The following is a 17,458-nucleotide window of genomic DNA, read 5'->3' as shown; positions in this document are numbered from 1 at the left end:
GCAAAGCGGGAGTCACACTTTGACTCGATTGGTTACCTGTGCGACTGTTTTGTTTTGTTTCAGGCAGCTATAGTAGCCCGGTTATCTTACCTAATGATTGTTTGGGGCATTGCTTCAGACATTGGAGAAATGGATGAAATCTTTGTTTAAAGTCACGCTTCTGGCAACCACCATGGCTTTTGCTCTGAATGCGACCCAGGTCATGGCAGCCGATGCCGCTAAACCGGCGGCAGACGCGGCAGCAGCGCCAAGCACCGGCAAGTTCAAAAACGACGACGAGCAAGCGGCTTACGCACTGGGCGCCTCTCTTGGCCGTTACATGGACAACTCTCTGAAAGAGCAAGAGAAGCTGGGCATCAAGCTGGACAAAGATCAGCTGATCGCCGGCGTTCAGGACGCTTTCGCTAACAAGAGCAAGCTGAACGACGCCGACATCGAAAAGACCCTGCAGGGCTTTGAAGCGCGCGTGAAGGCTTCCGCACAGGCGAAGATGGAGCAGGACGCCAAGGACAACGAAACCAAAGGCGCCAAGTATCGCGACAGCTTCGCTAAAGAAAAAGGCGTGAAGAAAACCGAATCCGGCCTGCTGTATCAGGTAGAGAAACCGGGCGCGGGTGAAGCGCCGAAAGACAGCGACACCGTGGTGGTGAACTACAAAGGCACCCTGACCGACGGTACCGAGTTCGATAACTCCTACACCCGCGGTGAGCCGCTGTCATTCCGTCTGGATGGTGTGATCCCTGGCTGGACCGAAGGCCTGAAGCACATCAAGAAAGGCGGCAAAATCAAGCTGGTGATCCCACCGGCGCTGGCCTACGGTAAAACCGGCGTTCCGGGCATCCCGGCTAACTCCACGCTGGTGTTCGACGTTGAGCTGCTGGACGTGAAAGCGGCGCCGAAAGCCGACGCTAAAGCCGAAAAATCGGCTGACGCGAAAGCAGACGCCAAAGCGAAATAATCTCGTCGCTCTGTTTGCCACCGCCGCGGATGCCCTCCGCGGCGGTTTTCATTTCGACCGCCGCCGCTTCTCTCTCCATTGAACGCTTGACGCCTGCCGGGCATCGGGCTTAACGTCAATACCACGCGCAAACGCAAGGACTTTGCTCCGGTCGCTTTGCTAGACTAATAATTCTGACTTATCAGTCATGCGTCTGCCCCTTAGGGCGTGTACCTAAAATTGTTCCCGGCCGCCTCGCCCGCGGATGTCATCGTGCCGTTTATGCTGCTCTCAGCCAGCCGCGCTGCGGCGTGCCGACGACGGCAGCGATCCGGTCCGAGCGGTTTTAGCTGCGCCCCCTGGCACAGGCGATCTATGAGGGTGGTATCTTCGATGTCGAATTCGCTTTTATCCAGCGAAGCCAGCGAACTTGATTTGCTGAATGAACGTCCGTTTACTCAAACGGATCATGAAATCCTGAAATCCTATGAAGCGGTGGTCGATGGGCTGGCGATGTTGATCGGCGGCCACTGCGAGATCGTATTGCACGCGCTGGAAGACCTGAACAGCTCAGCGGTGCGCATCGCCAACGGGGAACATACCGGGCGTAAAATCGGTTCGCCGATCACTGACCTGGCGCTGCGCATGCTGCACGACATGGCCGGCGACGACAGCAGCGTGTCGAAAGCCTACTTCACCCGCGCCAAGAGCGGCGTGCTGATGAAGTCGGTGACCATCGCCATTCGCAATCGCGAACAGCGGGTAATCGGCCTGCTGTGCATCAACATGAACCTCGATGTGCCGTTCTCGCAGATCATGCAGACCTTTATGCCGCCGGCCACGCAGGACGTGCCGTCGTCGGTGAATTTCGCCTCTTCCGTCGACGATCTGGTGGCGCAGACGCTGGAGTTCACCATCGAAGAGGTGAATGCCGATCGCTCGGTATCCAATAACGCCAAGAACCGCCAGGTAGTGCTAAACCTCTATGAGAAAGGCATCTTCGACATCAAGGATGCGATCAATCAGGTGGCGGATCGCCTGAATATCTCCAAACACACCGTGTATTTGTACATCCGCCAGTTCAAGAGCGGCGATCTGTTGGGAAGCGACCGTTGATGCTCGATTATTGTCTGTTGGTCACCGGTCCGGCTTACGGCACGCAGCAGGCCAGCAGCGCCTATCAGTTCGCTCAGGCCCTGCTGGCGAAAGGACACCGGCTTTCCAGCGTCTTTTTCTACCGTGAAGGGGTATTGAACGCCAACCAGCTGACCGCGCCCGCCAGCGATGAGTTCGACCTGGTGCGCGGTTGGGCGCAGCTGGCTCAGCAACACGGCGTGGCGCTCAACGTCTGCGTGGCCGCCGCGTTGCGCCGCGGCGTCACCGATGAGCGGGAGGCGGCGCAGCAGGGGCTGGCAAGCGCCAACCTGCAGCCCGGTTTTACCCTGAGCGGGTTGGGTTCCCTGGCCGAAGCGTCGCTAAGTTGCGACCGTCTGGTGCAGTTCTGAGGATAGGATGAAACGAGTCGCTTTTGTTTTCACCCATGGGCCGCACGGCGGCGCCAGCGGCAGGGAAGGGCTGGATGCGCTGCTCGCCACGTCGGCGCTCAGTGAAGATGTGGGGGTGTTTTTTGTCGGCGATGGCGTATTGCAGCTGTTGCCGGGCCAACAGCCGGAAAAGATTTTGGCGCGCAATTACATTGCCACCTTTGGCGTGCTGCCGCTGTATGACGTGGAGCGGTGCTATCTGTGCCAGGCTTCACTGCAGGAACGCGGACTGAGCCAGGTGACCGATTGGGTGCTGGACGCCGAGGTGCTGGCGCCGGACGAGCTACGCCGCGAACTGGACGGCTACGACGCCGTGATGACGTTTTAGGATCCTCTGATGCTGTATACCCTGAGCCATTCGCCAAACCAATGTGACCTGCCTGCGCTGCTGCGCCTGACGGCGCAGGGCGACGCGCTGCTGCTGCTGCAGGACGGCGTGCTGGCAGGCCTTGCCGGCAGCGCTCATCTTGAATTGCTGCTCGCCGCCCCCATATCCCTTTATGCGCTGCAGGACGACCTGGAAGCCCGGGGATTGGTTGGTCACTTTTCGCACAAAATCACTGTCGTCGGCTATAATCACTTCGTTGAATTAACCGAACAACACCGCAGCCAAATGGCCTGGTGATAAGAGTGATGTTGTATATTTCTTGACACCCATACTGGTCAGCCCTAAAATTCTGCGTCCTCGTACTTTGCCAGTAGTGCATACGAGGGGATTTATCACATGTTTACGAAGCTAGTACGAAGCAAAAACCAGGAGCTTTTTTAATGGCAACAATTAACCAGCTGGTTCGCAAACCACGCTCTGTGAAGGCTGCTAAAAGCAACGTTCCAGCGCTGGAAGCCTGCCCGCAGAAACGTGGCGTATGCACCCGCGTATATACCACTACCCCGAAAAAACCAAACTCCGCACTGCGTAAAGTTTGCCGTGTGCGTTTGACCAACGGTTTCGAAGTGACTTCCTACATCGGTGGCGAAGGCCACAACCTGCAGGAACACTCCGTAATCCTGATCCGTGGCGGTCGTGTAAAAGACTTGCCAGGTGTGCGTTACCACACCGTCCGTGGTGCACTTGACTGCTCCGGTGTTAAAGACCGTAAGCAAGCTCGTTCCAAGTACGGCGTGAAGAAGCCAAAGGCTTAATGGTTCTCCGTTAAGTAAGGCCAAACGTTTTAACTTTAATGTCAAAATAAACTCGTAGAGTTTTGGACAATCCTGAATTAACAACGGAGTATTTCCATGCCACGTCGTCGCGTAATCGGCCAACGTAAAATCCTGCCAGATCCTAAGTTCGGATCTGAGCTGCTGGCCAAATTTGTAAATATCCTGATGGTAGACGGTAAAAAATCTACTGCAGAAGCAATCGTCTATACCGCGCTGGAGACCCTGGCTCAGCGTTCTGGTAAAGATCACCTGGAAGCTTTCGAAGTCGCTCTCGACAACGTTCGCCCGACTGTAGAAGTTAAGTCGCGTCGCGTTGGCGGTTCTACTTATCAGGTACCAGTTGAAGTCCGCCCGGTTCGTCGTAATGCTCTGGCAATGCGTTGGATCGTTGATGCTGCACGTAAACGCGGTGATAAATCCATGGCTCTGCGCCTGGCGAACGAGCTGTCTGACGCAGCAGAGAACAAAGGTTCTGCTGTTAAGAAGCGTGAAGACGTTCACCGTATGGCCGAAGCCAACAAGGCGTTCGCCCACTACCGCTGGTAATCATCCGGCTGTAGTCATGCTAACCAAGCGGGCGCGTCAAATCGGCCCGCTTGGGTTAACTGAACTTGAACGCCCTAGGAATAGAGGAATCAAATGGCTCGTACAACACCCATTGCACGCTACCGTAACATCGGTATCAGTGCTCACATCGACGCCGGTAAAACCACCACTACCGAACGTATTCTGTTCTACACCGGTGTAAACCACAAAATCGGTGAAGTTCATGACGGCGCTGCCACCATGGACTGGATGGAACAGGAGCAGGAGCGTGGTATTACCATCACTTCTGCAGCGACTACTGCCTTCTGGTCTGGTATGGCCAAGCAGTTCGAACCGCATCGCGTAAACATCATCGACACCCCAGGGCACGTTGACTTCACCATCGAAGTAGAACGTTCCATGCGTGTGCTGGATGGCGCGGTAATGGTTTACTGTGCTGTTGGTGGTGTTCAGCCACAGTCTGAAACCGTATGGCGTCAGGCTAACAAATACAAAGTGCCACGTATCGCGTTCGTTAACAAAATGGACCGTATGGGCGCTAACTTCCTGAAAGTTGTAGGCCAGATCAAAACTCGTCTGGGCGCCAACCCTGTTCCTCTGCAGCTGGCTATCGGCGCAGAAGACAAATTCACCGGCGTTATCGACCTGGTGAAGATGAAGGCGATCAACTGGAACGAAGAAGACGCAGGCGTAACCTTCGAATACGAAGACGTGCCGGCTGACATGATGGATCTGGCTGAAGAATGGCGCCAGAACCTGATCGAGTCCGCTGCGGAAGCTTCCGAAGAGCTGATGGAAAAATACCTGGGCGGCGAAGAGCTGACCGAGGAAGAAATCAAATCCGCTCTGCGTCAGCGCGTGCTGAACAACGAAATCATCCTGGTTACCTGTGGTTCTGCGTTCAAGAACAAAGGCGTACAGGCGATGCTGGATGCGGTAATCGAATACCTGCCGGCACCAACTGACGTTCCTGCGATCAACGGTATCCTGGACGATGGCAAAGACACTCCGGCTGAGCGTCACGCAAGTGATGACGAGCCGTTCTCTGCGCTGGCGTTCAAAATCGCTACCGACCCGTTCGTGGGTAACCTGACCTTCTTCCGCGTGTACTCCGGCGTTGTTAACTCCGGCGACACCGTGCTGAACTCCGTTAAGGCTGCGCGCGAGCGTTTCGGCCGTATCGTTCAGATGCACGCCAACAAGCGTGAAGAGATCAAAGAAGTTCGCGCAGGCGACATCGCCGCTGCGATCGGTCTGAAAGACGTGACCACCGGGGACACCCTGTGTGATCCAGACTCTCCAATCATCCTGGAGCGTATGGAATTCCCTGAGCCGGTAATCTCTATCGCCGTTGAACCAAAAACCAAAGCTGACCAAGAAAAAATGGGTCTGGCTCTGGGCCGTCTGGCTAAAGAAGACCCGTCATTCCGCGTATGGACTGACGAAGAGTCTAACCAGACCATCATCGCCGGTATGGGTGAACTGCACCTCGACATCATCGTTGACCGCATGAAGCGTGAATTCAACGTTGAAGCTAACGTGGGCAAACCTCAGGTAGCTTACCGCGAAGCGATTCGCGCGAAGATTACCGATGTTGAAGGTAAGCACGCCAAGCAGTCTGGTGGTCGCGGTCAGTACGGTCACGTTGTGATCGACATGTACCCACTGGAGCCGGGCTCTAACCCGAAAGGTTACGAGTTCATCAACGACATCAAAGGTGGTGTAATTCCTGGCGAATACATCCCTGCCGTTGATAAAGGCATCCAGGAGCAGCTGAAGTCTGGTCCGTTGGCTGGTTACCCGGTAGTAGACATGGGTATTCGTCTGCACTTCGGTTCTTACCACGACGTTGACTCCTCTGAACTGGCGTTTAAACTGGCCGCGTCTATCGCCTTTAAAGAAGGCTTTAAGAAAGCGAAACCAGTTCTGCTTGAGCCTATCATGAAGGTTGAAGTTGAGACTCCAGAAGAGAACACCGGTGACGTTATCGGTGACTTGAGCCGTCGTCGCGGCATGCTGCGCGGTCAGGAATCTGAAGTGACTGGCGTTAAGATCCACGCTGAAGTACCGTTGTCCGAAATGTTCGGCTACGCAACTCAGCTGCGTTCTCTGACTAAAGGTCGCGCATCATACACCATGGAATTCCTGAAGTATGATGATGCACCGAACAACGTCGCTCAGGCCGTAATCGAAGCCCGTGGCAAATAAGCCGCAGGGTTAAAACCAAAGTCCCGTGCTCTCTCCAGAAGGGGAGAGCGCTATAGTAAGGAATATAGCCGTGTCTAAAGAAAAATTTGAACGTACAAAACCGCACGTTAACGTTGGTACTATCGGCCACGTTGACCACGGTAAAACTACCCTGACTGCAGCGATCACCACCGTTCTGGCTAAAACCTACGGCGGTTCTGCACGTGCTTTCGACCAGATCGATAACGCGCCAGAAGAAAAAGCTCGTGGTATCACCATCAACACCTCCCACGTTGAGTATGACACCCCGACTCGTCACTACGCGCACGTTGACTGCCCAGGGCACGCCGACTACGTGAAAAACATGATCACCGGTGCTGCTCAGATGGACGGCGCGATCCTGGTAGTAGCTGCGACTGACGGCCCAATGCCTCAGACTCGTGAGCACATCCTGCTGGGTCGTCAGGTTGGCGTTCCTTTCATCATCGTATTCATGAACAAATGCGACATGGTTGATGATGAAGAGCTGCTGGAACTGGTAGAAATGGAAGTTCGCGAACTGCTGTCCGCTTACGACTTCCCAGGCGACGACCTGCCAGTAATCCGCGGTTCCGCGCTGAAAGCGCTGGAAGGCGAAGCTGAGTGGGAAGCGAAAATCATCGAACTGGCCGAAGCCCTGGACAGCTACATCCCAGAGCCAGAGCGTGCTATCGACAAGCCGTTCCTGCTGCCAATCGAAGACGTATTCTCCATCTCCGGTCGTGGTACCGTTGTTACCGGTCGTGTTGAGCGCGGTATCATCAAAGTTGGCGAAGAAGTTGAAATCGTTGGTATCAAAGACACCGTTAAGTCTACCTGTACTGGCGTTGAAATGTTCCGCAAACTGCTGGACGAAGGCCGTGCTGGTGAGAACGTAGGTGTTCTGCTGCGTGGTATCAAACGTGAAGAAATCGAACGTGGTCAGGTACTGGCTAAGCCAGGCTCCATCAAGCCGCACACCCAGTTCGAATCTGAAGTGTACATCCTGAGCAAAGATGAAGGTGGTCGTCACACGCCATTCTTCAAAGGCTACCGTCCACAGTTCTACTTCCGTACTACTGACGTGACCGGTACCATCGAACTGCCAGAAGGCGTAGAGATGGTAATGCCAGGCGACAACGTGAACATGGTTGTAACCCTGATTCACCCAATCGCGATGGACGACGGTCTGCGTTTCGCAATCCGTGAAGGCGGCCGTACTGTAGGCGCTGGTGTTGTTGCTAAAGTTATCGCTTAATCGCGAATAATTTTTCGACACAAAAAAGGGCACTTCGGTGCCCTTTTTTTATGCAATTCGTATAAATCTTAATTGAAATAAAAACCATTCCTATTTAGACTCAATGCATTGGTTAAGAAGTGAGTCTCTCTATGTATGTATGTCTGTGTAATGCGGTGACTGACAAAGCGATCCGTAATGCGGTGCGTCAGCACAACCCCCATACCATGAAGCAGCTGCGTGAACTTGTGCCGATTGGTACCGATTGTGGAAAGTGCATTCGTCAGGCAAGACAGATTATGGTGGAGGAACGCGGAACTATCATCCCAATGCATGAAGTTGCCTAACAAAGGGTAAGGTTATTTTTGACTCTTGGCTTACAGGTTCTACACTTTTAGAACTGGCCAGGAGGAGTTACCTATGAAAGGCGATAAAAAGATCATTGCTCACCTCAACAAGCTGCTCGGCAACGAGCTGGTTGCCATCAATCAATATTTCCTGCACGCCCGCATGTTCAAGAATTGGGGTTTAATGCGCCTCAACGATAAGGAATACCACGAGTCGATCGACGAAATGAAACATGCCGATCGCTACATTGAACGCATCCTGTTCCTGGAAGGAATACCTAATCTGCAGGACCTCGGCAAGCTGAACATCGGCGAAGACATTGAAGAGATGCTGCGTTCCGATCTGGCGCTGGAGCTGGCGGGCGCCAAGAACCTGCGCGAAGGTATCGCCTACGCCGACTCGATTCACGATTATGTCAGCCGTGATTTGATGATCGACATTCTGGCCGATGAAGAAGAGCATATCGACTGGCTGGAAACCGAGCTGGATCTGATCGCTCGCCTCGGCATTCAAAACTATGCCCAGGCCCAGATTTTAGAGCGCAAAGAGTAAGCCTGCCTTCCGTTCGTCATCGCCTCTCCTGCCGGCGACCGTTTTTACGGTGGGGCAGGGGAGCTGCCCGCTAAGCATAATTCATACCTTGATCGCCACCTTCATCCCGTGATCGTCGCTGAAGACGCAAAAATGACGATTTCCTGAGCATATTTCCAACTGCGGCTTGCTTCCTGGGCCATTTTGCGTATAATGCGCGGGCTTACCTAATCTTGGTAAGCCTGATTTTAGCGAATCAGTCGATTGGCAGGCCTTTTTTGCCTTTCGAACAATACTCCCGATATGGGGGTTATATGTTGACGATTACACTCCCCCATCAATCGAAATGGGTGTGAGGAGTAATTATTTACGTTTATAAATAATTGGAGCTCTGGTCTCATGCAGAACCAAAGAATCCGTATCCGCCTGAAAGCGTTTGATCATCGTCTGATCGATCAATCAACCGCGGAAATCGTCGAGACTGCAAAGCGCACTGGTGCGCAAGTCCGTGGTCCGATCCCGCTGCCAACTCGCAAAGAGCGCTTTACCGTTCTGATCTCTCCGCACGTCAACAAAGACGCGCGCGATCAGTACGAGATTCGCACTCACAAGCGTCTGGTTGACATCGTTGAGCCAACCGAGAAAACCGTTGATGCTCTGATGCGTCTGGATCTGGCTGCCGGTGTAGACGTGCAGATCAGCCTGGGTTAATCAGGTCATTGAGCGATTGAGAGGTTGAAACAATGATTGGTTTAGTCGGTAAAAAAGTGGGTATGACCCGTATCTTCACTGAAGATGGCGTTTCTATCCCAGTAACCGTAATTGAAATTGAAGCGAACCGCGTGACTCAGGTTAAAAGCCTGGACACCGACGGTTACCGTGCCGTTCAGGTTACCACTGGTAGCAAAAAAGCTAACCGTGTAACCAAGCCGGAAGCGGGCCATTTCGCTAAAGCTGGCGTTGAAGCTGGCCGTGGTCTGTGGGAATTCCGCCTGGAAGAAGGTCAAGAATTCGCTGCAGGTCAGGAAATTAGCGTAGAAATCTTCGCTGACGTTAAAAAAGTCGATGTTACCGGTACTTCTAAAGGTAAAGGTTTTGCTGGCACTGTTAAGCGCTGGAACTTCCGTACCCAAGACGCTACCCACGGTAACTCCTTGTCTCACCGCGTTCCGGGTTCTATCGGTCAGAACCAGACTCCGGGCAAAGTGTTCAAAGGCAAGAAAATGGCTGGCCACCTGGGTGATGAGCGCGTAACCGTTCAAAGCCTGGACGTAGTACGTGTTGACGCTGAGCGCAACCTGCTGCTGGTTAAGGGTGCTGTACCGGGCGCAACCGGTGGCAACCTGATCGTTAAACCAGCTGTGAAGGCGTAAGGGGATAGCAATGGAATTAGTATTGAAAGACGCGCAAAGCGCGCTGACTGTTTCCGAAACTACCTTCGGTCGTGATTTCAACGAAGCGCTGGTACACCAGGTTGTTGTTGCTTATGCAGCAGGTGCCCGTCAAGGTACTCGTGCTCAGAAGACCCGTGCTGAAGTAACTGGTTCCGGCAAAAAGCCATGGCGTCAGAAAGGCACCGGCCGTGCGCGTTCAGGTTCTGTAAAGAGCCCGATCTGGCGTTCAGGCGGCGTGACCTTTGCTGCTAAGCCACAGGACCACAGTCAGAAAGTAAACAAAAAGATGTACCGCGGCGCGCTGAAAAGCATCCTGTCCGAACTGGTACGTCAAGATCGTCTGATCGTTGTCGAGAAGTTCTCTGTAGAAGCGCCTAAAACTAAGCTGCTGGCACAGAAACTGAAAGATATGGCTCTGGAAGACGTGCTGATCGTGACCGGTGAACTGGATGAGAATCTGTTCCTGGCAGCTCGCAACCTGTACAAGGTTGACGTGCGCGATGTAGCAGGTATCGATCCGGTTAGCCTGATCGCCTTCGACAAAGTGGTTATGACTGCTGATGCTGTGAAGCAAGTTGAGGAGATGCTGGCATGATCCGTGAAGAACGTTTGCTGAAAGTGCTGCGTGCACCGCACGTATCTGAAAAAGCATCCGCTGCGATGGAAAAAAGCAACACCATCGTTCTCAAAGTTGCCAAAGACGCGACCAAAGCAGAAATCAAAGCTGCAGTGCAGAAACTGTTTGAAGTCGAAGTCAAAGACGTGAACACCCTGGTAGTTAAAGGGAAAGTGAAGCGTCACGGTCAGCGTGTTGGTCGTCGTAGCGACTGGAAAAAAGCTTACGTCACCCTGAAAGAAGGCCAGAATCTGGACTTCATCGGCGGCGCAGAGTAAGTCGGAGGAGTAAGAACAATGGCAATTGTTAAATGTAAACCTACATCTCCGGGTCGTCGCCACGTTGTTAAAGTGGTTAACCCTGAGCTGCACAAGGGTAAACCTTATGCCCCGCTGCTGGAAAAACTGAGCAAAAGCGGTGGTCGTAACAACAATGGCCGTATCACCACCCGTCATATCGGTGGTGGCCACAAGCAACATTATCGTCTGGTTGACTTCAAGCGCAACAAAGACGGTATCCCTGCTGTGGTTGAGCGTCTGGAGTACGATCCGAACCGTTCCGCGAACATCGCGCTGGTTCTGTACAAAGACGGCGAACGCCGTTACATCCTGGCGCCGAAAGGCCTGAAAGCTGGTGACCAGATTCAATCTGGCGTTGATGCTGCAATCAAAGCGGGTAACACCCTGCCGATGCGCAACATTCCAGTTGGTTCAACGGTTCACAACGTAGAAATGAAACCAGGTAAAGGCGGCCAGATGGCTCGCTCCGCTGGCGCCTACGTTCAGATCGTTGCTCGTGATGGTTCCTACGTAACTCTGCGTCTGCGCTCCGGCGAAATGCGTAAAGTTCCAGCTGATTGCCGCGCCACCCTGGGTGAAGTCGGTAACGCTGAACACATGCTTCGCGTTCTGGGTAAAGCAGGTGCTGCACGTTGGCGTGGTGTTCGTCCTACCGTTCGCGGTACGGCGATGAACCCGGTAGATCACCCGCACGGTGGTGGTGAAGGTCGTAACTTTGGTAAGCACCCGGTAACTCCGTGGGGCGTTCAGACCAAAGGTAAGAAGACCCGTAGCAACAAGCGTACTGATAAGTTCATCGTACGTCGCCGTAGCAAAAAATAATTAGAGGATAAGCCATGCCACGTTCTCTCAAGAAAGGTCCTTTTATTGACCTGCACTTGCTGAAGAAGGTAGAGAAAGCGGTGGAAAGCGGTGACAAGAAGCCTTTGCGCACTTGGTCCCGTCGTTCAACGATCTTTCCTAACATGATCGGTTTGACCATCGCTGTCCATAATGGTCGTCAGCACGTACCAGTGTTCGTTTCCGATGAAATGGTCGGTCACAAACTGGGTGAATTCGCGCCGACTCGTACTTATCGCGGCCATGCGGCTGATAAAAAAGCTAAAAAGCGCTAAGGTAGGAGGAAGAGATGGAAACTATCGCTAAACATCGCCACGCTCGTTCTTCTGCTCAGAAGGTTCGCCTTGTTGCTGACCTGATTCGCGGTAAGAAAGTGTCGCAAGCTCTGGAAACTCTGACCTACACCAACAAGAAAGCTGCTGGTCTGGTTAAGAAAGTGCTGGAGTCTGCCATTGCTAACGCAGAACACAACGATGGCGCTGACATCGATGATCTGAAAGTTACGAAAATCTTCGTAGACGAAGGCCCAAGCATGAAGCGCATTATGCCGCGTGCAAAAGGTCGTGCAGATCGCATCCTGAAGCGCACCAGCCACATTACTGTGGTTGTGTCCGATCGCTGAGACTCTGGAGACTAGCAATGGGTCAGAAAGTACATCCTAATGGTATTCGCCTGGGTATTGTCAAACCTTGGAACTCTACTTGGTATGCGAATACCAAAGAATTCGCTGACAACCTGGACAGCGACTTTAAAGTTCGTCAATTCCTGACTAAGGAACTGTCGAAAGCTTCCGTTTCTCGCATCGTTATCGAGCGTCCTGCGAAGAGCATCCGTGTGACCATTCACACTGCTCGCCCAGGCATCGTTATCGGCAAGAAAGGTGAAGACGTCGAAAAACTGCGCAAGGTCGTAGCGGACATCGCTGGCGTTCCTGCACAGATCAACATCGCCGAAGTCCGTAAACCGGAACTCGACGCTAAATTGGTTGCTGACAGCATCACTTCTCAGCTGGAACGTCGCGTTATGTTCCGTCGTGCTATGAAGCGTGCAGTACAGAACGCAATGCGTCTTGGCGCTAAAGGTATCAAAGTTGAAGTAAGCGGCCGTCTTGGCGGCGCCGAAATCGCACGTACCGAATGGTACCGCGAAGGTCGTGTTCCATTGCACACTCTGCGTGCGGACATCGACTACAACACATCTGAAGCGCACACCACTTATGGTGTAATCGGCGTTAAGGTATGGATCTTCAAAGGTGAGATCCTGGGTGGTATGGCTGCAGTTGAACAACCGGAACCGGCTGCTCAACCTAAAAAGCAGCAGCGTAAAGGCCGCAAGTAAGGAGAGTCGCTGATGTTACAACCAAAGCGTACAAAATTCCGTAAGGTGCACAAGGGCCGCAACCGTGGTCTGGCGCAAGGTACGGATGTTAGCTTCGGCACTTTCGGTCTGAAAGCTGTTGGCCGTGGCCGTCTGACTGCTCGTCAAATCGAAGCAGCTCGTCGTGCAATGACTCGTGCAGTTAAGCGTCAAGGCAAGATCTGGATCCGTGTATTCCCGGACAAACCGATCACCGAGAAGCCGCTGGAAGTGCGTATGGGTAAAGGTAAGGGTAACGTGGAGTATTGGGTTGCCCTGATCCAGCCTGGTAAGGTCCTGTACGAAATGGACGGCGTGCCAGAAGAGGTTGCCCGCGAGGCATTCAAACTGGCAGCAGCGAAACTGCCGATCAAAACCACCTTTGTAACTAAGACGGTGATGTAATGAAAGCACAAGAGCTGCGTGAAAAAAGCGTTGAAGAGCTGAATGCCGAGCTGCTCAACCTGCTGCGTGAGCAATTCAACTTGCGCATGCAGGCGGCCAGTGGCCAGCTGCAACAAACTCACCTGTTGAAACAAGTGCGTCGTGACGTCGCACGCGTTAAGACTTTACTGACTCAAAAGGCGGGTGTGTAAATGACTGAAGTTATCCGTACCCTGCAGGGTCGTGTTGTTAGCGATAAAATGGAGAAATCCATCGTTGTTGCTATCGAGCGTACTGTGAAGCACCCGATCTACGGGAAATTCATCAAACGTACGACCAAGCTGCATGTACATGACGAGAACAACGAATGTGGTACCGGCGACGTGGTGGAAATCCGCGAATGCCGCCCACTGTCCAAGACCAAGTCCTGGACGTTGGTTCGCGTTGTAGAGAAAGCGATTCTGTAATAGAGTAGCTGGCTCTCACTTAATAAACGGCTCAGAAAATGAGCCGTTTATTTTTTCTACCCATACCAAGTAAGCGGTGTTATAATGCTGCGCCCTCGGTTATGGGGCTTTTCAACGGCCTAATTTTTACTTGGGTCTTTAAAGTAGTAGTTGACATTAGCGGAGCACTAAAATGATCCAAGAACAGACTATGCTGAACGTCGCCGACAACTCCGGTGCACGTCGCGTAATGTGTATCAAGGTTCTAGGTGGCTCGCACCGTCGCTACGCAGGCGTCGGCGACATCATCAAAATTACCATCAAGGAAGCAATTCCTCGCGGTAAGGTGAAGAAAGGCGATGTTCTGAAGGCGGTAGTGGTGCGCACCAAGAAGGGTGTACGTCGCCCGGACGGTTCTGTCATTCGCTTCGATGGCAATGCATGCGTTATTTTGAACAATAACAGCGAGCAGCCAATCGGTACGCGTATTTTTGGGCCGGTAACTCGTGAACTGCGTAATGAGAAGTTCATGAAAATTATCTCTCTGGCACCAGAAGTACTCTAAGGAGCGAACATGGCAGCGAAGATCCGTCGTGATGACGAAGTTATCGTGATTACCGGGAAAGACAAAGGTAAGCGCGGTAAAGTAAAAAATGTCCTGTCTGCTGGCAAGGTCATTGTTGAAGGCATCAACCTGGTTAAGAAACACCAGAAGCCGGTTCCGGCTCTGAACCAACCAGGCGGCATTGTTGAGAAAGAAGCTGCAATTCAGGTTTCTAACATTGCTATCTTCAACGCGGCTACCGGCAAGGCTGACCGTGTAGGCTTTAGATTCGAAGACGGCAAAAAAGTCCGTTTCTTCAAGTCTAACAGCGAAACTATCAAGTAATTTGGAGTAATACGATGGCGAAACTGCATGATTACTACAAAGACGAGGTAGTCAAACAACTGATGTCTCAGTTTGATTACAACTCTGTCATGCAAGTCCCTCGGGTCGAGAAGATCACCCTGAACATGGGTGTTGGTGAAGCGATTGCTGACAAGAAACTGCTGGATAACGCCGCAGCGGACCTGGCAGCCATCTCCGGTCAAAAACCGTTGATCACCAAAGCCCGCAAATCTGTTGCAGGCTTCAAAATCCGTCAGGGCTATCCGATCGGCTGTAAAGTAACTCTGCGTGGCGAACGCATGTGGGAGTTCTTTGAGCGTCTGATCTCCATTGCTGTTCCACGTATCCGTGACTTCCGTGGCCTGTCCGCCAAGTCATTCGATGGCCGTGGCAACTACAGCATGGGCGTGCGTGAGCAAATCATCTTCCCAGAAATCGACTACGACAAAGTCGATCGCGTTCGTGGTTTGGATATTACCATTACCACTACTGCGAAATCTGATGATGAAGGCCGCGCGCTGCTGGCTGCTTTTAACTTCCCGTTCCGCAAGTAAGGCAGGGTTACTGATGGCTAAGCAATCAATGAAAGCACGCGAAGTCAAGCGCGTGAAATTAGCTGACAAGTTCTTTGCAAAACGCGCTGAACTGAAAGCTATTATCTCTGATGTGAACGCATCCGATGAAGATCGTTGGAATGCCGTTCTCAAGCTGCAAACTCTGCCGCGTGATTCCAGCCCGTCTCGTCAGCGTAAACGCTGCCGCCAAACTGGCCGTCCACATGGTTATGTGGGCAAATTCGGGTTGAGCCGTATTAAGCTTCGTGAAGCCGCTATGCGCGGTGAAGTACCAGGCTTGAAAAAGGCTAGCTGGTAATTACCAATTGAATCACGGGAGTAAAGACAGATGAGCATGCAAGATCCGATCGCGGATATGCTGACCCGTATCCGTAACGGTCAAGCCGCGAACAAAGTTGCGGTCACCATGCCTTCCTCCAAGCTGAAAGTGGCAATTGCCAACGTGCTGAAGGAAGAAGGTTTTATTGAAGATTTCAAAATCGAAGGCGACGCCAAGCCTGTTCTGGAACTGGTACTGAAGTACTTCCAGGGCAAAGCTGTGGTAGAAAGCATTCAACGTATCAGCCGTCCAGGTCTGCGCATCTACAAGAAAAAAGATGAGCTGCCAAAAGTTATGGCCGGTTTGGGTATCGCTGTTGTTTCTACCTCTAAAGGTGTTATGACCGATCGTGCAGCTCGCCAGGCTGGTCTGGGTGGCGAGATTATCTGCTACGTAGCTTAATTCGGGAGGAAAGAATGTCTCGTGTTGCAAAAGCACCCGTCGTCATTCCTGCCGGCGTAGAGGTAAAACTCAACGGTCAGGTTATTTCGATTAAGGGTAAAAACGGCGAGTTGACTCGTACTATCCACGACGCCGTTGAAGTGAAGCAAGAAGCTAACGCACTGACTTTCGCTCCGCGCGAAGGTTTTGCTAACGCATGGGCCCAAGCGGGTACTACGCGCGCTCTGCTGAACGCAATGGTTGTTGGTGTTACCGAAGGCTTCACCAAGAAGCTTCAACTGGTAGGTGTTGGTTATCGTGCTGCCGTTAAAGGCAACGTGGTGAATTTGGCCCTGGGCTTCTCTCACCCTATCGATCACCAGCTGCCGGCAGGTATCACTGCTGAATGCCCAAGCCAAACTGAAATCGTGCTGAAAGGCGCTGATAAGCAGGTAATTGGCCAGGTAGCAGCAGATCTGCGCGCTTACCGTCGTCCTGAGCCTTACAAAGGCAAGGGTGTTCGTTACGCCGACGAAGTCGTGCGTACCAAAGAGGCTAAGAAGAAGTAAGGTAACACTATGGATAAGAAATCTGCTCGTATCCGTCGTGCGACCCGCGCACGCCGCAAGCTCCAAGAGCTGGGTGCAACCCGCCTGGTGGTACATCGTACCCCGCGTCACATTTACGCACAGGTGATTGCTCCAAACGGTTCTGAAGTACTGGTAGCCGCTTCTACTTTAGAAAAAGCTATCGCGGAGCAACTGAAGTATTCCGGTAACAAAGACGCAGCAGCAGCCGTAGGTAAAGCTCTGGCTGAGCGCGCGTTGGAAAAAGGGATTGCGAAAGTATCCTTTGACCGTTCCGGTTTCCAATATCATGGTCGAGTCCAGGCACTGGCAGATGCTGCCCGTGAAGCTGGCCTTCAGTTCTAAGGAAGAGGTTTAAGATGGCTCACATCGAAAAACAAGCTGGCGAACTGCAGGAAAAGCTGATCGCGGTAAACCGCGTATCTAAAACCGTAAAAGGTGGCCGTATTTTCAGCTTTACCGCACTGACTGTAGTTGGTGATGGTAACGGTCGCGTTGGTTTTGGCTACGGCAAAGCACGCGAAGTTCCAGCAGCGATCCAGAAAGCGATGGAAAAAGCCCGTCGCAACATGATGAACGTCGCGCTGAACAGCGGCACCCTGCAGCACCCTGTTAAGGGCGCTCACACGGGTTCTCGCGTGTTCATGCAGCCTGCTCATGAAGGTACCGGTATCATCGCGGGCGGTGCAATGCGCGCCGTTCTCGAAGTTGCTGGGGTGCACAACGTATTGGCTAAAGCTTATGGTTCCACCAACCCGATCAACGTGGTTCGTGCAACTATCGACGCTCTGGCGAATATGAAGTCTCCTGAAATGGTCGCTGCTAAGCGTGGTAAATCCGTTGCCGACATTCTGGGGTAA

30 protein-coding genes are annotated in these 17,458 nt (G+C 52.7%); all 30 read left to right on the top strand.

Translation table 11 applies throughout. From position 1 onward, the window contains the following. Positions 1-133: 133 nt before the first annotated feature. The 30 genes from fkpA to rpsE all read left to right on the top strand — a co-directional run bounded on the left by fkpA (position 134) and on the right by rpsE (position 17,458). Positions 134-958, top strand: a complete 825-nt coding sequence (gene fkpA / locus EDY99_RS19685) for an FKBP-type peptidyl-prolyl cis-trans isomerase (RefSeq protein WP_123062004.1) — start codon at positions 134-136, stop codon at positions 956-958. A 372-nt stretch (positions 959-1,330) separates the two neighbouring features. Further along, the gene (locus EDY99_RS19680) at positions 1,331-2,053 is read left to right on the top strand and encodes a transcriptional regulator (protein WP_004930418.1); all 723 of its coding nucleotides are present in this window, start codon (positions 1,331-1,333) and stop codon (positions 2,051-2,053) included. After that, complete coding sequence (tusD, locus tag EDY99_RS19675; protein WP_049240533.1) at positions 2,053-2,442, top strand: sulfurtransferase complex subunit TusD; 390 nt, start codon at positions 2,053-2,055, stop codon at positions 2,440-2,442. Before EDY99_RS19680 ends, tusD begins: the two co-directional genes overlap by 1 nt. A 7-nt stretch (positions 2,443-2,449) precedes the next feature. Next, positions 2,450-2,809, top strand: a complete 360-nt coding sequence (tusC, locus tag EDY99_RS19670; protein ID WP_044029960.1) for a sulfurtransferase complex subunit TusC — start codon at positions 2,450-2,452, stop codon at positions 2,807-2,809. Positions 2,810-2,818: 9 nt separating this feature from the next. Next, positions 2,819-3,106: a sulfurtransferase complex subunit TusB gene (gene tusB, locus EDY99_RS19665; protein WP_004930424.1), complete on the top strand. Its 288-nt coding sequence runs from the start codon at positions 2,819-2,821 to the stop codon at positions 3,104-3,106. Positions 3,107-3,249: 143 nt separating this feature from the next. Next, positions 3,250-3,624: a 30S ribosomal protein S12 gene (rpsL, locus tag EDY99_RS19660; protein ID WP_004930426.1), complete on the top strand. Its 375-nt coding sequence runs from the start codon at positions 3,250-3,252 to the stop codon at positions 3,622-3,624. A gap of 96 nt (positions 3,625-3,720) precedes the next feature. Then, entirely contained in the window at positions 3,721-4,191 is a 471-nt protein-coding gene (gene rpsG, locus EDY99_RS19655; RefSeq protein ID WP_004956203.1) for a 30S ribosomal protein S7, read from the top strand. A gap of 93 nt (positions 4,192-4,284) precedes the next feature. Then, complete coding sequence (fusA, locus tag EDY99_RS19650; protein ID WP_004930429.1) at positions 4,285-6,399, top strand: elongation factor G; 2,115 nt, start codon at positions 4,285-4,287, stop codon at positions 6,397-6,399. Positions 6,400-6,469: 70 nt separating this feature from the next. Continuing rightward, a complete protein-coding gene (gene tuf, locus EDY99_RS19645; protein ID WP_015376315.1) occupies positions 6,470-7,654 on the top strand; it encodes an elongation factor Tu in 1,185 nt (394 codons plus the stop codon). A gap of 131 nt (positions 7,655-7,785) precedes the next feature. Next, positions 7,786-7,980 (top strand): bacterioferritin-associated ferredoxin, encoded by a 195-nt coding sequence (gene bfd / locus EDY99_RS19640; RefSeq protein ID WP_015379266.1) that lies wholly within the window; start codon positions 7,786-7,788, stop codon positions 7,978-7,980. A 73-nt stretch (positions 7,981-8,053) separates the two neighbouring features. After that, positions 8,054-8,533: a bacterioferritin gene (gene bfr / locus EDY99_RS19635; RefSeq protein ID WP_004929784.1), complete on the top strand. Its 480-nt coding sequence runs from the start codon at positions 8,054-8,056 to the stop codon at positions 8,531-8,533. Positions 8,534-8,911: 378 nt separating this feature from the next. After that, positions 8,912-9,223 (top strand): 30S ribosomal protein S10, encoded by a 312-nt coding sequence (rpsJ, locus tag EDY99_RS19630; protein ID WP_001181005.1) that lies wholly within the window; start codon positions 8,912-8,914, stop codon positions 9,221-9,223. A gap of 32 nt (positions 9,224-9,255) precedes the next feature. Then, entirely contained in the window at positions 9,256-9,885 is a 630-nt protein-coding gene (gene rplC, locus EDY99_RS19625; RefSeq protein ID WP_015379265.1) for a 50S ribosomal protein L3, read from the top strand. 10 nt (positions 9,886-9,895) lie between these two features. Continuing rightward, positions 9,896-10,501 (top strand): 50S ribosomal protein L4, encoded by a 606-nt coding sequence (gene rplD, locus EDY99_RS19620; protein WP_004929779.1) that lies wholly within the window; start codon positions 9,896-9,898, stop codon positions 10,499-10,501. Then, a complete protein-coding gene (gene rplW, locus EDY99_RS19615; RefSeq protein ID WP_004929776.1) occupies positions 10,498-10,800 on the top strand; it encodes a 50S ribosomal protein L23 in 303 nt (100 codons plus the stop codon). Before rplD ends, rplW begins: the two co-directional genes overlap by 4 nt. Before the next feature lie 18 nt (positions 10,801-10,818). Further along, on the top strand, positions 10,819-11,643 hold the full coding sequence (rplB, locus tag EDY99_RS19610; protein ID WP_004929775.1) for a 50S ribosomal protein L2: 825 nt from the start codon (positions 10,819-10,821) through the stop codon (positions 11,641-11,643). Between the two features lie 14 nt (positions 11,644-11,657). Continuing rightward, positions 11,658-11,936 carry a 30S ribosomal protein S19 gene (rpsS, locus tag EDY99_RS19605; protein WP_004929772.1) on the top strand — a complete coding sequence of 93 codons (279 nt, stop codon included), beginning with the start codon at positions 11,658-11,660 and terminating at the stop codon, positions 11,934-11,936. Positions 11,937-11,950: 14 nt separating this feature from the next. After that, on the top strand, positions 11,951-12,283 hold the full coding sequence (gene rplV, locus EDY99_RS19600) for a 50S ribosomal protein L22 (protein ID WP_002223844.1): 333 nt from the start codon (positions 11,951-11,953) through the stop codon (positions 12,281-12,283). 17 nt (positions 12,284-12,300) lie between these two features. Next, positions 12,301-12,999, top strand: a complete 699-nt coding sequence (gene rpsC / locus EDY99_RS19595) for a 30S ribosomal protein S3 (protein WP_004929766.1) — start codon at positions 12,301-12,303, stop codon at positions 12,997-12,999. Between the two features lie 12 nt (positions 13,000-13,011). Next, positions 13,012-13,422, top strand: a complete 411-nt coding sequence (gene rplP / locus EDY99_RS19590; protein ID WP_004929764.1) for a 50S ribosomal protein L16 — start codon at positions 13,012-13,014, stop codon at positions 13,420-13,422. Continuing rightward, positions 13,422-13,613, top strand: a complete 192-nt coding sequence (gene rpmC / locus EDY99_RS19585; protein ID WP_004929762.1) for a 50S ribosomal protein L29 — start codon at positions 13,422-13,424, stop codon at positions 13,611-13,613. The genes rplP and rpmC overlap by 1 nt, the downstream gene beginning before the upstream one ends. After that, complete coding sequence (gene rpsQ, locus EDY99_RS19580; RefSeq protein ID WP_004929760.1) at positions 13,614-13,868, top strand: 30S ribosomal protein S17; 255 nt, start codon at positions 13,614-13,616, stop codon at positions 13,866-13,868. It begins immediately after the preceding gene. A gap of 172 nt (positions 13,869-14,040) precedes the next feature. Then, complete coding sequence (rplN, locus tag EDY99_RS19575; RefSeq protein ID WP_000613954.1) at positions 14,041-14,412, top strand: 50S ribosomal protein L14; 372 nt, start codon at positions 14,041-14,043, stop codon at positions 14,410-14,412. Between the two features lie 9 nt (positions 14,413-14,421). Beyond that, the gene (rplX, locus tag EDY99_RS19570) at positions 14,422-14,736 is read left to right on the top strand and encodes a 50S ribosomal protein L24 (RefSeq protein WP_004929758.1); all 315 of its coding nucleotides are present in this window, start codon (positions 14,422-14,424) and stop codon (positions 14,734-14,736) included. Between the two features lie 14 nt (positions 14,737-14,750). Beyond that, positions 14,751-15,290 carry a 50S ribosomal protein L5 gene (gene rplE, locus EDY99_RS19565; protein ID WP_004929756.1) on the top strand — a complete coding sequence of 180 codons (540 nt, stop codon included), beginning with the start codon at positions 14,751-14,753 and terminating at the stop codon, positions 15,288-15,290. Positions 15,291-15,303: 13 nt separating this feature from the next. Beyond that, positions 15,304-15,609, top strand: a complete 306-nt coding sequence (rpsN, locus tag EDY99_RS19560; RefSeq protein ID WP_004929754.1) for a 30S ribosomal protein S14 — start codon at positions 15,304-15,306, stop codon at positions 15,607-15,609. Positions 15,610-15,639: 30 nt separating this feature from the next. Beyond that, positions 15,640-16,032, top strand: a complete 393-nt coding sequence (rpsH, locus tag EDY99_RS19555; protein WP_004929753.1) for a 30S ribosomal protein S8 — start codon at positions 15,640-15,642, stop codon at positions 16,030-16,032. 14 nt (positions 16,033-16,046) lie between these two features. Beyond that, positions 16,047-16,580, top strand: coding sequence for a 50S ribosomal protein L6 (gene rplF, locus EDY99_RS19550; RefSeq protein WP_004929751.1), 534 nt, complete (start codon positions 16,047-16,049; stop codon positions 16,578-16,580). A gap of 9 nt (positions 16,581-16,589) precedes the next feature. Further along, positions 16,590-16,943 (top strand): 50S ribosomal protein L18, encoded by a 354-nt coding sequence (gene rplR, locus EDY99_RS19545; RefSeq protein ID WP_004929748.1) that lies wholly within the window; start codon positions 16,590-16,592, stop codon positions 16,941-16,943. Between the two features lie 14 nt (positions 16,944-16,957). Beyond that, the gene (rpsE, locus tag EDY99_RS19540) at positions 16,958-17,458 is read left to right on the top strand and encodes a 30S ribosomal protein S5 (protein ID WP_004929747.1); all 501 of its coding nucleotides are present in this window, start codon (positions 16,958-16,960) and stop codon (positions 17,456-17,458) included.

The organism is Serratia sp. LS-1, from assembly GCF_003719595.1.
In the GTDB taxonomy this organism is placed as follows: domain Bacteria; phylum Pseudomonadota; class Gammaproteobacteria; order Enterobacterales; family Enterobacteriaceae; genus Serratia; species Serratia ureilytica.
The sequence above is the reverse complement of the archived record's forward strand: the minus strand, read 5'-3'. Positions and strand labels throughout refer to the sequence as shown.

What these genes read in the sequence shown, in the direction of transcription:
- rplE (WP_004929756.1), top strand. Translation starts at nt 14,751, where the DNA reads ATGGCGAAACTGCATGATTACTACAAAGACGAGGTAGTCAAACAACTG.
- rplR (WP_004929748.1), top strand. Translation starts at nt 16,590, where the DNA reads ATGGATAAGAAATCTGCTCGTATCCGTCGTGCGACCCGCGCACGCCGC.
- tusC (WP_044029960.1), top strand. Translation starts at nt 2,450, where the DNA reads ATGAAACGAGTCGCTTTTGTTTTCACCCATGGGCCGCACGGCGGCGCC.
- rplX (WP_004929758.1), top strand. Translation starts at nt 14,422, where the DNA reads ATGGCAGCGAAGATCCGTCGTGATGACGAAGTTATCGTGATTACCGGG.
- EDY99_RS19680 (WP_004930418.1), top strand. Translation starts at nt 1,331, where the DNA reads ATGTCGAATTCGCTTTTATCCAGCGAAGCCAGCGAACTTGATTTGCTG.
- rpsS (WP_004929772.1), top strand. Translation starts at nt 11,658, where the DNA reads ATGCCACGTTCTCTCAAGAAAGGTCCTTTTATTGACCTGCACTTGCTG.
- rpsG (WP_004956203.1), top strand. Translation starts at nt 3,721, where the DNA reads ATGCCACGTCGTCGCGTAATCGGCCAACGTAAAATCCTGCCAGATCCT.
- rplF (WP_004929751.1), top strand. Translation starts at nt 16,047, where the DNA reads ATGTCTCGTGTTGCAAAAGCACCCGTCGTCATTCCTGCCGGCGTAGAG.
- tusD (WP_049240533.1), top strand. Translation starts at nt 2,053, where the DNA reads ATGCTCGATTATTGTCTGTTGGTCACCGGTCCGGCTTACGGCACGCAG.
- rpsE (WP_004929747.1), top strand. Translation starts at nt 16,958, where the DNA reads ATGGCTCACATCGAAAAACAAGCTGGCGAACTGCAGGAAAAGCTGATC.
- tusB (WP_004930424.1), top strand. Translation starts at nt 2,819, where the DNA reads ATGCTGTATACCCTGAGCCATTCGCCAAACCAATGTGACCTGCCTGCG.
- rplD (WP_004929779.1), top strand. Translation starts at nt 9,896, where the DNA reads ATGGAATTAGTATTGAAAGACGCGCAAAGCGCGCTGACTGTTTCCGAA.
- rpsJ (WP_001181005.1), top strand. Translation starts at nt 8,912, where the DNA reads ATGCAGAACCAAAGAATCCGTATCCGCCTGAAAGCGTTTGATCATCGT.
- rpmC (WP_004929762.1), top strand. Translation starts at nt 13,422, where the DNA reads ATGAAAGCACAAGAGCTGCGTGAAAAAAGCGTTGAAGAGCTGAATGCC.
- rplW (WP_004929776.1), top strand. Translation starts at nt 10,498, where the DNA reads ATGATCCGTGAAGAACGTTTGCTGAAAGTGCTGCGTGCACCGCACGTA.
- rpsQ (WP_004929760.1), top strand. Translation starts at nt 13,614, where the DNA reads ATGACTGAAGTTATCCGTACCCTGCAGGGTCGTGTTGTTAGCGATAAA.
- rplC (WP_015379265.1), top strand. Translation starts at nt 9,256, where the DNA reads ATGATTGGTTTAGTCGGTAAAAAAGTGGGTATGACCCGTATCTTCACT.
- rpsL (WP_004930426.1), top strand. Translation starts at nt 3,250, where the DNA reads ATGGCAACAATTAACCAGCTGGTTCGCAAACCACGCTCTGTGAAGGCT.
- rplB (WP_004929775.1), top strand. Translation starts at nt 10,819, where the DNA reads ATGGCAATTGTTAAATGTAAACCTACATCTCCGGGTCGTCGCCACGTT.
- rplV (WP_002223844.1), top strand. Translation starts at nt 11,951, where the DNA reads ATGGAAACTATCGCTAAACATCGCCACGCTCGTTCTTCTGCTCAGAAG.
- rpsH (WP_004929753.1), top strand. Translation starts at nt 15,640, where the DNA reads ATGAGCATGCAAGATCCGATCGCGGATATGCTGACCCGTATCCGTAAC.
- rplP (WP_004929764.1), top strand. Translation starts at nt 13,012, where the DNA reads ATGTTACAACCAAAGCGTACAAAATTCCGTAAGGTGCACAAGGGCCGC.
- rpsN (WP_004929754.1), top strand. Translation starts at nt 15,304, where the DNA reads ATGGCTAAGCAATCAATGAAAGCACGCGAAGTCAAGCGCGTGAAATTA.
- rplN (WP_000613954.1), top strand. Translation starts at nt 14,041, where the DNA reads ATGATCCAAGAACAGACTATGCTGAACGTCGCCGACAACTCCGGTGCA.
- fusA (WP_004930429.1), top strand. Translation starts at nt 4,285, where the DNA reads ATGGCTCGTACAACACCCATTGCACGCTACCGTAACATCGGTATCAGT.
- bfr (WP_004929784.1), top strand. Translation starts at nt 8,054, where the DNA reads ATGAAAGGCGATAAAAAGATCATTGCTCACCTCAACAAGCTGCTCGGC.
- bfd (WP_015379266.1), top strand. Translation starts at nt 7,786, where the DNA reads ATGTATGTATGTCTGTGTAATGCGGTGACTGACAAAGCGATCCGTAAT.
- rpsC (WP_004929766.1), top strand. Translation starts at nt 12,301, where the DNA reads ATGGGTCAGAAAGTACATCCTAATGGTATTCGCCTGGGTATTGTCAAA.
- fkpA (WP_123062004.1), top strand. Translation starts at nt 134, where the DNA reads ATGAAATCTTTGTTTAAAGTCACGCTTCTGGCAACCACCATGGCTTTT.